This window comes from Gelidibacter algens, from assembly GCF_001678675.1.
GTDB lineage: Bacteria > Bacteroidota > Bacteroidia > Flavobacteriales > Flavobacteriaceae > Gelidibacter > Gelidibacter algens.
Map to the genome: position 1 here is coordinate 1 of NZ_LZRN01000023.1, position 12,014 is coordinate 12,014.

The following is a 12,014-nucleotide window of genomic DNA, read 5'->3' on the forward strand; positions in this document are numbered from 1 at the left end:
CAATAGTGAACTAATATAGTTAAGAAAAATATCTTAATCCCAAACGCATTGAAAGGGGTACAGAGAGAAAAACAAAATCCAAAAAAACGGAATAAGATGGTAAAACAAAGAGGGAAAGATTTTTTCCTTTGGCAATATCAATGATTTTAGATAAAATAGGAGAAAAGGTCCCAACAGATATCCTTGGCCATTTACCAAAAAAAAGAGCAATCGCCCAATAAACCTTATTTTGTGTACATATCCATAATAGTAAAGCAGAAAAAATATCGCGCTTGCAAAGAAGGCTATCAGTAGTTTCTTTGACTGTTGTGTTCTGGATTTTATAAGAAAAAAGATAATCAGTCCGAGAATTGACATACCCGAAATAAGAATGAAATCTACACACCGTGTCCATATTTCCATCTTCGAAAATTAGAACATAATCTGTAGATTTCAAATTACCACTTTTATAAGAATTTGTTAATTTTTAATCACTTTGAATTTATTTATTTTATCGATTATGAGCGTGTAAGCTCCTTTAGATAACTCTGGAAATGAAATGCCTTGGTCATTTGATACTTTTCCGCTTTTTACTTCTCTTCCTAACATATCGAAAATCATGTAGGGAGTATTATATAGATTCAAACCTTTAATAAATACCATATCATCAGTTGGATTTGGGTACACACTAAAAGTATTCAAAACCTCTTCTCCAATTCCCAAATTTTCCAAACCAAATTTGAGAATATATGAATCTCTCCAGTCAACAGCAGTCATTTCTATTACATTTTCAGGGCTTGGATCTATATCGATATTATATCCGTAATGAGCACCAAGAATTAAATCACCATGAATGTCGATTTCCATTCTGTGAGTGTCAATAAAATCTACACCACCAAAATTTACGGCATTGACAAACTCACCATTGGAACTGTAAATAGCCAAAAATGCATCCGTAGCGTTCAATGATTCCACTTCCAAATTGAATTCCGCTGTTTCAGAGGGATTAAAATCTGTAAGATTCTCATAAAACCCAGAAATAAAAACCTGATCTGCATTAGCAACGACAGATAATCCGAAAACAGGTTCTTCAGCATTAACTTTCAGCACCCACTGCAAGTTTGCGTTAAAATCTAATTTCATAACAAAAGCATTTGGGGCAAATGGCGAATCTAAAATGATATCAGCTCCGTTCACAGACCCAAAATTGACAGCATCCTGCATATCTCCAGTAACGTAGATACTGCCATCTTGAGTCACACTCACAGCTCTAAAGTTCACTCTTCCACCATTAGTACTGTGAGCATTTAAAAAGTTCATATCACCATCCAACACAAGCGTGTAGCCAGAATTATTACCGCCTGTGGAGGTTAAAAAATATTCTTCCGTTTCACTTGGATCTAAATCTATAGTTCCTTTAAATATTCCGGTAATCAGAATAAATCCATTCGATGTAATTTTCATGTCCATGCCTAAATCAAAACCGTTGCCTCCATAACTTTTAGCCTTTATTAGCTCTCCAGATTGATTCAATTCTATAAGAAATATGTCAAAAGAACCTTGACTATTAAAAATTTGCTCGGCAACACCTGGATCTGCATCAAAATTTTCCGAGAAATATCCCATTAAAATCAGCGAACCAGAATCGGACATTTTAATTTCCACAATATCTTCATAAAACTCGCTGCCCATACTTTTAGCCCAAAGAAAGTCTCCATTCGCATTTAGTTTCACTACAAAAATGTCCAAGTCACCTATTGAATTTAGAATAAATTCTTCACTACTAGGGTCAAAATCAACGCTACCTTCGTAAGTGCCACCAATATAAACGTTCCCGAGCAGGTCGGTTGTGATGCTCATTCCAGTGTCGTTACCTGCACTTCCGAAACGTTTAGCCCAAAGAAAATTGCCATCCGTATCCACTTTTTGAACAAAGACGTCCTGCAAATCTCCTTCGGAAGTTAAGTTAAACTCGTTTTCACCCATATCGAAATCTGCAGTTTCATTAAAAAAGCCTGTGGTATATATATTGCCGTCAATATCTACATGTAGTGATTTTAGAACGTCTTCACCGCTTCCTCCAAAACTTTTACCCCAGGTCAGCGTCTGGGAGTATATGGAGCCATTTAATGCAATAAATAAAATTGATAGTAAATAATTTTTCATAATCATCTTATTTTTTAAAAATTAATAATTGCAAATAAACATGAATAGGTCTATCAAATCGTATCATTGGAAGCAATGAGACCTATTTTTTTTACTAATATTTTACCTCCTGCAATTATCAATGCTTAAGGAAATAAAATCTCAACTTTGTTATTCACACATACATTCATTGGCAAAACCAAATCCTATTTCTTGACTTTCCCTACAAAAAATTCAGATAAATTCTTTAATAGTTTAATTGAAATAAAAGATTATTTTTAGTGAACTAATTCGAGGTTATTTTGTAGATGAATTACTCCAAATTTTGGCTAATCAAAGGAATAGTCCTTTAAATAAAAACCATGGAATTTAATTTCTAAACACTTTGAAAGCTAAATATCCGAAATCTAATCGTTTGTTGTAGCTATTCTCTTTAATGATTTTAGTTTGCAAATCCACAAAAAATCAAAACGCATCGCCATAATGTATCCATTCAAAAATTAAATTCTTAAAAGAATAATCGGTTGGACGAAAATTCATTCTACTATTTCAATGTGCGATGTTGCAACCAATACAAAACACTATACAATAATAATTGTGTAGGTTTATTGCAATTTGCATCTCGTCTTACTTCAAAATAAAACCTCCACACATCAGTTAACTACACATTCACATCTTTTGCACAAAGATGAAGTATTAATGTTTTATATTAAGTAATCTAAAATTAATTAGATAAATCATTTTGGAAACGGTTACGCAGCATTATTGTAAAAAAGTAATTTCTTGTAACTTAATTTATCTCTAATCGTCTTAACAGCACATTAAAAATTTTATCAATCAAAATCAACTATTATGAAATCAAAAACAATTAATAAAATCAATTGTAATCATATCCTTTGTATTATTAAACTTTCCTTTGGCATCTGCTCAAAGCTACCTTAAGGAAATAGATGCTTACTTAAAGGCCGAATATCCTTCCAACGGGCCTGGATTCTCATTTTTAATTGCAAAAAAAGGCAAACCCATCTATCAAAAAGCATTTGGAATGGCAAATATGGAATCAAACATCCCAATGAGCATAAATCATGTGTTTGAGATTGGTTCAATGACCAAACAATTCACCGCTGTTTCCATTTTAATGCTAGGCGAAGACGGCAAACTCAATCTTGAAGATGACATCACTAAATACATTCCCGATTATCCCACACAAAATAAGAAAATAACCATTCAACATTTATTAAATCATACTTCGGGAATTAAAAGCTACACAGGGATGGCAAATTTCAGAACTCGTGCAAAAGTGGATATCTCTCCGAAAGAGTTGATTGACACCTTCAAAAACGAACCTATGGATTTTGCGCCTGGGGAAAAGTACCAGTACAACAATTCTGGTTATATTTTGCTAGGATATATTATTGAGAATATTACTGGGGACAGTTATTCTAATTTTATAGAAAGCCAAATTTTCAAACCGTTGGACATGACCTCAACCAGTTTTGGTAGTAGAAAGCGTATTATCGCCAATCGCGCTTTAGGATATTCGGAAATTGAAAATGGATATGAAAATGCTGATTATTTGAGTATGAGTGTTCCTTATGCGGCAGGTGCTATAATGTCCACCACTGGAGATTTGCTAAAATGGCAAAATGCACTTAATACGAATACTTTAATTACAGAAGAAAGTTATATAAAAGCCGCTAATGGCAGTACCCTAAATGATGGTACGCATATTTCTTATGGTTTTGGTCTGGAAGAAGGAGACATCAATGGTTCAAAAAGTATCGAACACGGTGGTGGTATATTTGGCTATACCACCATGGGAATATATATTCCGGAACAAGAAATATTTGTCACTGGTCTTACCAATTGTGACTGTAAAGACATCTCTGGAGTCACAGCACGTATTGCCTCAATAGTTATAGGAAAACCTTATCCGGATAAAAAGAATGCCATAAAACTATCAGAAAATGAACTTACAAAATGGGTTGGAAGTTATAAATTTGAAGATGGGACTATTCGTTTCATAACAATGGACAAAGGTCAACTCTACAGTCAAAAGGAAGGCAGTATGAAATTTGAATTATACCCAATGACACCCACTGACTTCATATTTGAAAGCGGCACACAGTCCTATTCATTCTCTGAAAGAAACGGAAAGAAAGAAGTGAATTTTAAAAGAAATGGAAATGCTTTTTTAGGCATCCAAACTGACAGAAAACCTCCTGCAGTAAAAACCGAAATCATATTATCATCAGAAACTTTAGTAGACTATACTGGTCAATATGAACTTGCACCTGACATGATTCTGGAAATCACAACAAAAGATAACCAGATCTTCGGACAACTCACTGGCCAACCATCATTTGAGCTGTATGCAGAAAAAGAAGATTCATTTTTTATTAAGGTTGTGGAAGCTCAATTACATTTTAATAAAGATAATGATGGCAATGTCACTGATTTGGTTCTCACTCAAAATGGAAGAAACATTGCTGGTAAAAAAATAAAATAGACGCTCAAAAATCAATGAACTCCATCTTATAATTTCATTGAATATTTCAAATCATAAAGGAATAAAGCCGCTTAAAAATTAATTGAGACGGCTTTATCATATGTACGATTAATTAGAACATAGTTATAGTTTTGGGGAACTTAAAAATCCACTACATAGTACACAGGAATTACATAATTTTTAAGATGAACTAAGTTCACTTCATTTTCCAAACCGAATGAATCTTTCACGCACATGATTTCCAAATTCTTTATAAAGAGAAAATCCGAACATGTAAAGATTTATAAATGTATGGTGATACTAATATGGGAAACCATTGAATAATATTCATTTATGTAAGAGGCAGGGCGATGAACCATTTTGAAGCAGATTCCCACGCACCAAAGTGAATTTTAAATACAACTATGAAATGAGCACTAATATATAATCCCAAAATCAATGGTAACAACCATCTTCCTTTATCTTGATTCCTTTCTTTGAATATCATTAGAAGAAGAAATGAATACAAAACAATAATCATCAAAAAAATACGCGATAAGGGTTGGAACAATGGTATAATTTATTATTCTAGTCAATACAGGCTCGATAAATGCTATTCCAGTTGCAATCATTCCTCTTGTATGAATTTCAGTTTGTTTGCGGTATCTAATGGCTATACTAAAAGAAATAATCAAAATCACAAGGTCTTTAAAGGGTATAAATAATGAAATATCTAAATTTTCTTCATTTAAAGAGTGACTGTTATGTGCCAATAATATGAAAGACATTATTAGATATGGAAATATCAAATAGGACAATAGGCTGATTAGTCTATGTGCATAGAACCTCTTTTTCTTTACTAAAACAGGTTGAAGAATGAGCATGAATATCCAAGTTATCGTCATCGCAGAATGGAGATGAAAATAAAACACAAAATCAGGGCTCTCATTGTAAAAACTTGAAAAATATGTTAGCAAGAAGGCTAAAATCACAAGTCCAATGAGCACACTAAAGTAATATCCAGAGTCATCAAAATTAATCAGAGATTTTTTTGATTTCATCTTTAATTTGTATGATATGAGGGTAGAAAGATTGAATAGGTATCAAACTGTAATGAGCGCCTTTCCTTTTGATATTTATTCTAATCGTATCGGAAGGCGCTCAAACATATTTCTGTTTAATTTCTTATCAATTTAGAGTTTGAAGAGAGATTTTGATGAATAATTGAAGGATTGCCTTTATAGTATAAAATGCTATTTCCGCTGCCGTCAATAGAAATCGAAGTATCGACCGTTAGTTGTGCGTTGCTATTTCCCGAAAGATTAATTTTCAAGGCGTCTATCGTCAAATAATAATCGGTCAGTTGGCAGTTGCCAACAAGTTTTGCATCCAATGAACCGACATTTCCAGATAAATCAATCATACAATTACCAGTTGCCTTTAAGTTCATCTGTTCTATATTTACGGAACCAGAGAGGAAGCAATTGCCAGTAAGTTCTATGTTGACATTAGTGGGATTGACCAATTCCTCTACCGTCAAATTTGTATTTCCTTTGAGGTTTATATCTGTTATCTCTTGAGTTGTGATGTAAATTTGTAAGATTTCATTCCCTCTAATTTGGCCCACTCCATCCAGTTTTACCGTAATTTTGTTACCGGATTGGGTTATTTTGATATATTGGTGAAGGTTGGTATTAGCCTTTACCTCAAAATTCTCCTCGGTATCGGAAAAAGTTAAAAACACCTTGAAATTGTCATTAATTTCTAAAGCCGTATAATCGTTATATTCATAATTTTTAGAGGTGACCTCGTCAGAAGCCGTAATGGTGTCTTCTGAACAGGAGAACAATAGGACCATAAACATGATTAGTGAAAGTAGTATTGCTTGTGTTTTCATATTTAATTTTTTAGAGTTATTTATTTATAGTATTTAAGATCCGATTTTACAGCTAGAAGACATCTTTTTTAAATTATTCTCTATCTTCTGTCCATCAATTAGCGCCCAATGACTAACAATTTTGTCCTCCCTTATTTCGAAAAATCGAAACCCTTCCACACTCACTTCGACACCTGTTGCCTCCATATCACGCCACATCCCGATATGTTTTAAGTTCATTTTTATTCTTAAACCACATTTTTTCCCTTCAGTGATATGATCTTCTATAAAAGTCATGTGTTCAAAGGACTCTCCAGTGGCAACAATCCAATTCTTAAGACCTTCTTTGTCGGGTGACAGCGAATTAGGCAGAGAATAATCTATAAATTCGGGATGCAAGAAGTCATTTAATCTATTAAAATTTCTATGATTCCAAATTTCCTCAATAAAGCTTGAAATTATTTTTGAATGTTCCATTTGTTTTGGTTTTAAGTTTAAATGTGCTATACAGGGGATATGGTTCAGGTTCTAAATCGAATAAAAGATTCTATTTTAGTAAAAGCAATATCCTAAAGTGACCATCACACTTCTGTTTTTAAATTTGTTATCCTTATATTCATCTGTGTTTTCAATATTGGATAGCCCATGCAAATATCCTAATTGTATCATGCCCCTTTCTAACACACGCATACCGATTACCGCATTCAAGCTAAAATCAAATTTCTTAAATCCAAGCCCGCCATCTTCTATATCCGTAAATGGTTTGTAATACACTGTTTCTGAACTGCCTTCCACGATTAGATTTGTCTCTGCTTTGCCAGAAATTCCATATCCGAATGAAGGACCTGCACCCACGTAATACTTACTTGATTCTTTGCCAATGTTATAGATAAGAAGAATGGGCATTTCTAAATATTCAAGTTTAATTTCTGCCTTTTGTTTACCGGGAATTCCTTCCACAGAAAAGTCGTGATTCATTTTACCTCCTTTTTGCAGATAGTTTAGAGAGGGACGTAGGGAAAGACTATTCATTATTGGAATTTCGGCAAAAGCACCAATCCCATAGCCCAATTTCCATTCTTTGTCGGGAGATTCGCCTTCTATTACAAAAGAGGATTTGTTTAATGCCCCATGTGCCTGTGCTCCAAACTTAATTTGAGCCTGTAACGAGGCGGTCGATACACTAATTATTGATGAGATAATTGCTATTCTAATTTTTGATTTCATATTCGTTTATTGATTATTGAATTTTGATGATTGCTTTATTTGTTTTGATTATTAAAAAAATAATTTTTAATTTTTGTTTGTAGCCGTTTTTCAATTCTTTTCATATCGCAGATGAATAAGCCCAGATTCGAATTGTTTGCTTGGTAAAGCTTTCAGATTGATTATTGGTGTTCCTCCATTAAAAAGTTTTTTCCCATGTCCAAGAAGGATTGGAATTACGGACACTCTATATTCATCAATTAGATTCTTTTCCATCAAAAGCTTTACAATTTGCCCTCCACCATCACAATAGATATTTTTGCCAGTGTCACTTTTCAATCGATTTATTAAGTCTTCAATATCTCCATTGTAGAAAATTATTCCATTTTCACTTTGCACTTCTTGCCTGGTAAGCACATAGCATTGATGGTGTTGGGCAGGCGGAAAGACCCCTCCTGTTAATCGGAGTACAGTTTCATACGTTATTCTTCCGACAATATAAGTATCCACCGTTCTGTTGAATTCAGCATAGCCATAATCTTCTCCTTCCTTTTCTACGACAGAAAGCCAAGAAAGATCATCATCGATTGTGGCAATGTATCCATCCAGACTCATACTTATATATAGAATCAATTTTCTGTTGTTCCTCTTTATTTTCATATTCAAATATTTTATTTCAAAGGATCTATAAAATTAAAGACGATTGGAAATTTGCTCTATTACAGATTCTACTCATTTTTGCGCAGGCTTATAACACAGGAGGAATCGCTTGAGGAACTAAATTCTCGACCGGTTTGATGCTTTTTAAATACGCGAAAATTGCCTTTATATCTTTATCTGGCATTTGGGCATATGCTTGCCAAGGCATGGGTGGTAACAATGGTCGGCTTCCTTCAAGGCCTTTATATTTTCCGTGTTTGATCGCTATTAAAAATTGCTCTTCAGACCAGGTTCCAATGCCTGTGTCGTCAGGTGTTAAATTTGCGGAAAATGATGTTCCCCAGGGGCCTATAGTGGCGGTATTATTCATATTAAACAGAACATACGCTTTTGCGGTTGCCAAATCATAGGGTGCCAATATCTCTTCTGCATTATGTCCCGACAATAATCTGTTAGGGTCGGGTATCGGGCCTCTTTCTGTCATGATTTTAGGTGAATGGCAATCATTGCACCCCGTAATTATGACTAGTTTTTCGCCTTCATCAATTTAATCTTGAAGATTGATTTTAACTTCGTATTCCGTTTTGGCATCATTACATCCGAATAATCCAAAAAACACTAACATTGTCAACTTTATAATATTTTTTTTCATTTCATTTATTTTATAGTTTCTATTATCCGACAGATTTTTGAGAGATCCTACTATTTATTGTGGTTTCAAACCCGTATTGTATTTAAAAAAGCCGTTTCACAAACCGATTCTCTGCACAACTACATCAAGAAAATGAAAACGTATTTGTTTTGAAATTTTCATACTTCTTTTTGGATTATTTCTTCGCCAAAATATCCAGTTTAATATCTACACCAGGCAAGATGTGGTGTTCGCCTAACTCTGGGTCTGCTGCATAGTTCATGCCCCATTTAGTACGATCTATTTCGAAAACAGAGTCCAGCTTTAGGTTGTTACCTTCCAATATAATGAGTGCAGGGAAGCTAATGGGGTGTGTTTGCCCCAACATGGTAAAATTACCTGTAATGATATAATTGGTTTCTGCGGCAGGATTAGTGCTTGGTTCTACTTTCGTTATTATAAATTTTGCATTAGGATGCACAGCCAAATTGAAAAAGTCTGCACTTTTGAGATGATTTAACAGTTCTGGTTTGACCTCTTCTGGCAGGTCGAAATTCTGTATGGACACGATTGGGATTGTGAAAGTACCACTGAAAAGCCTACCATCTATCACCTCTATATCTTCTCCTTTAACGGAAAAGGATCCCACATGAAACAGGACTGGGCTGTATCCTTTCCACTCGATTTTTGAGCTCGCTTCTTGCAATTTGTAGCTATTTGAGCTGATATCATCATCATCCCCACAACTGGTCAAATTTATTACTACAATCAATGCTAAAATTTTAAAAAATGTTCTTTTCATGATTTTTCTTTTTTAAGGTTTAATTATTAATTTAAAGTTTTTGGTTGAAAGGCTTTTTTACTCCCGACCATATTGATTTCCGGTTTTATAATAAGCAGATTACTTGTCAGCGGACTGTTCTAAATGGCTCATTTCTAAATTAAGGTTTTACTGGCCATGGAGATTGAGACCCTTTTGGTTGCCCAGTCATGTAAACACCCCACTTGTTGTATGAGTGTTTTAATATCTGCATATTCTGCAGTGCTTCTACCATTATACTTTAGCTGCTGCTCCAAATGAGCAGCCACCTGTTCAAATAAAACTGGTACCTGCGGCACTGTTTCCTTTGCATTTGAGAGGTAGGCTCTCATTATTTGCAAATATCCGACCAACACTTCAGTCGCATTAGCATCCAGCGGTATTGTTCGATATCCAGTTTTAAGTATTGCCCTTGCACAATCGACAGAGTGATGTTCCATAATCTGGTTTAAGTGCACACTAAAATCGGTGTTTTTAAAGAGAACAACTCGTTTCATGACTGTGGGGATTCGTAATTAATTATTCAGTGAAAATCGCTATTCAAGACGCCGTACTTCTCTTTGAGTTGAGAGATCATATATTCAATGATTTCAGTAGGTGGCGGTCCTTGTGGCGGCATAAGTTTCACTTCATCATCTGCTGGAACACTAAACTCTAAGAAGTATTCTACAAATTGACCAGGAGTGATAAGCGTAAGGAATCGGGCGCTCTCCGACTCAATCACAAAATGATGTGGTACCTGTCGTGGCGCAAACACAGCATCTCCAACAACTCCCTTTGTAACCGTCTCTCCAATGACAAACGTCATGTTTCCTTTTAGGATATAAAATGTTTCGTCTTCACGAGTATGTACATGCATAGGCGGTTCCACCCCCCTTGGTAGCGTCATGTCTATCAGTGCCATATTCCCACTAGTTTGCTCTGGCGAGATCAGGATTTTGAAATATCCTCCCTGATAGCTTCTTATGGCATCAGCACTGCCCATACCAAGCATTCCTTTTAATGTTTCCATCGATTTAATTTATTTTGAATTATAAGTCAAATATCCTAACTCTAAATATCCTAAACTTGTAAAAAAACGACCTACTTTTTATTTTGATTGATTCTTTTACCTAATTGATATACAGAATACACAGACATAATTTTTGCCCACAATTTAAGTGAGTTCCTGATTGAATGAATGTTTGAAACCTACTGTTTGGAGAGGGCAGTAGGACGTACCAAGGTGAGGTTGATCTTTTCTATACTAGTTTTTAAGCCAAAGGCGGCTATTTAAGAGATCCATGGTTATGATATACTTACTAAGGAAAGGTTGCCCCAGATTACCATCCATAATCATATCTGTTACTACAACAGGACTGTCTATTGTGAGTTCGTTTGCTAAATCATACTTAAGTTGTTGCTCTTCTAGATTTGGGTCCAGACCAAAAACTTGGGCATACTCCTTTGAAATCAGTGATACACCACCCGCCCCAGAGTCGAGAAGCAACCAGGTCATCCCATTCTTTGTGTTGACCCCAATGAACACACTAAAACATCTCCCTGAACATTCTCTTGAAACTCGCATAGGAAATTCTATCATATCGTTCGTTCTAGAAGCAAGACTTTCTGAAGTTTCAATGGTCAGTGTTCCCGATGTCGGGTTTATTGTAATGGCCTTCCCATCAAAAGCATCCAGAGATAACAAACCATCAGGTGTAATGTCCCCGGAAAAGCGGTCTCCAAAATCGATTTTTCCGACGTTGGCAGGAGCCAAGATTGCATTGCTTGCTTTGATTTTAATACTATCGCAATGTGCGCCATCACCTCTGGTTCCAAACATGTTGTAACCCGTGGTACGTCCCCAAAACGTACACTCCATATCTCTAGAAAAATCCTCTGAAAGCATGGTAATTCCACCTCCGGTATCCAAAAGAAAATTACCGGATTTTCCTTGGACGGTTACATGTACCTTCCATAGCGCTTTACGGAAACGTTCGAGTTTAATGACTTGTGGTTGTTCTTGTGACAATTGCGAAGTTGATTTTTGAGGAGCGCAACCATAGTTCAATACTACTACTATAATGGCAACCATGGTCTTTATATTTTTTTTCATATCTTAAGAATTAAACGTGTACTTGGCTCCTCATTATTTTTCTCACCACGAAAATATTATAACTTTTTGATTTCTAAACCTATAAAAAAGCGCCTACCTAAATTTACCAATTCC

At 35.0% G+C, this 12,014-nt stretch carries 13 protein-coding genes; 1 reads left to right on the plus strand and 12 read right to left on the minus strand.

Translation table 11 applies throughout. The features are described 5' to 3' along the window. Window positions 1–19: 19 nt before the first annotated feature. Together A9996_RS11430 and A9996_RS11435 are read right to left on the minus strand one after the other, a co-directional pair. Window positions 20–436 carry a hypothetical protein gene (locus tag A9996_RS11430; protein WP_157487213.1) on the minus strand — a complete coding sequence of 139 codons (417 nt, stop codon included), beginning with the start codon at window positions 434–436 and terminating at the stop codon, window positions 20–22. Between the two features lie 23 nt (window positions 437–459). Continuing rightward, a complete protein-coding gene (locus tag A9996_RS11435; protein ID WP_169817252.1) occupies window positions 460–2,145 on the minus strand; it encodes a T9SS type A sorting domain-containing protein in 1,686 nt (561 codons plus the stop codon). An 895-nt stretch (window positions 2,146–3,040) separates the two neighbouring features. Between A9996_RS11435 and A9996_RS11440 the strand changes: the two genes are divergently transcribed. Then, window positions 3,041–4,633: a serine hydrolase gene (locus tag A9996_RS11440; protein ID WP_248912343.1), complete on the plus strand. Its 1,593-nt coding sequence runs from the start codon at window positions 3,041–3,043 to the stop codon at window positions 4,631–4,633. A 458-nt stretch (window positions 4,634–5,091) separates the two neighbouring features. Here A9996_RS11440 and A9996_RS11445 read toward each other — a convergent pair whose 3' ends face one another. The 10 genes from A9996_RS11445 to A9996_RS11490 all read right to left on the minus strand — a co-directional run bounded on the left by A9996_RS11445 (window position 5,092) and on the right by A9996_RS11490 (window position 11,900). Beyond that, on the minus strand, window positions 5,092–5,673 hold the full coding sequence (locus tag A9996_RS11445; RefSeq protein ID WP_066434898.1) for a hypothetical protein: 582 nt from the start codon (window positions 5,671–5,673) through the stop codon (window positions 5,092–5,094). A 116-nt stretch (window positions 5,674–5,789) separates the two neighbouring features. Continuing rightward, window positions 5,790–6,509, minus strand: coding sequence for a GIN domain-containing protein (locus A9996_RS11450; protein WP_083993931.1), 720 nt, complete (start codon window positions 6,507–6,509; stop codon window positions 5,790–5,792). Window positions 6,510–6,542: 33 nt separating this feature from the next. Beyond that, entirely contained in the window at window positions 6,543–6,965 is a 423-nt protein-coding gene (locus A9996_RS11455; protein ID WP_066434906.1) for an ester cyclase, read from the minus strand. Window positions 6,966–7,040: 75 nt separating this feature from the next. Beyond that, complete coding sequence (locus A9996_RS11460) at window positions 7,041–7,715, minus strand: porin family protein (protein ID WP_066434908.1); 675 nt, start codon at window positions 7,713–7,715, stop codon at window positions 7,041–7,043. A gap of 90 nt (window positions 7,716–7,805) precedes the next feature. Further along, entirely contained in the window at window positions 7,806–8,354 is a 549-nt protein-coding gene (locus tag A9996_RS11465; protein ID WP_066434910.1) for a dihydrofolate reductase family protein, read from the minus strand. Window positions 8,355–8,442: 88 nt separating this feature from the next. After that, complete coding sequence (locus A9996_RS11470) at window positions 8,443–8,838, minus strand: cytochrome c family protein (protein ID WP_245905338.1); 396 nt, start codon at window positions 8,836–8,838, stop codon at window positions 8,443–8,445. Between the two features lie 343 nt (window positions 8,839–9,181). Beyond that, complete coding sequence (locus A9996_RS11475; RefSeq protein WP_066434912.1) at window positions 9,182–9,787, minus strand: YceI family protein; 606 nt, start codon at window positions 9,785–9,787, stop codon at window positions 9,182–9,184. Window positions 9,788–9,921: 134 nt separating this feature from the next. Beyond that, window positions 9,922–10,302, minus strand: a complete 381-nt coding sequence (locus A9996_RS11480) for a hypothetical protein (protein ID WP_066434916.1) — start codon at window positions 10,300–10,302, stop codon at window positions 9,922–9,924. A gap of 26 nt (window positions 10,303–10,328) precedes the next feature. Then, the gene (locus A9996_RS11485) at window positions 10,329–10,817 is read right to left on the minus strand and encodes a cupin domain-containing protein (protein WP_066434918.1); all 489 of its coding nucleotides are present in this window, start codon (window positions 10,815–10,817) and stop codon (window positions 10,329–10,331) included. Window positions 10,818–11,051: 234 nt separating this feature from the next. After that, window positions 11,052–11,900, minus strand: coding sequence for a hypothetical protein (locus A9996_RS11490; RefSeq protein WP_066434919.1), 849 nt, complete (start codon window positions 11,898–11,900; stop codon window positions 11,052–11,054). Window positions 11,901–12,014 lie beyond the last annotated feature (114 nt).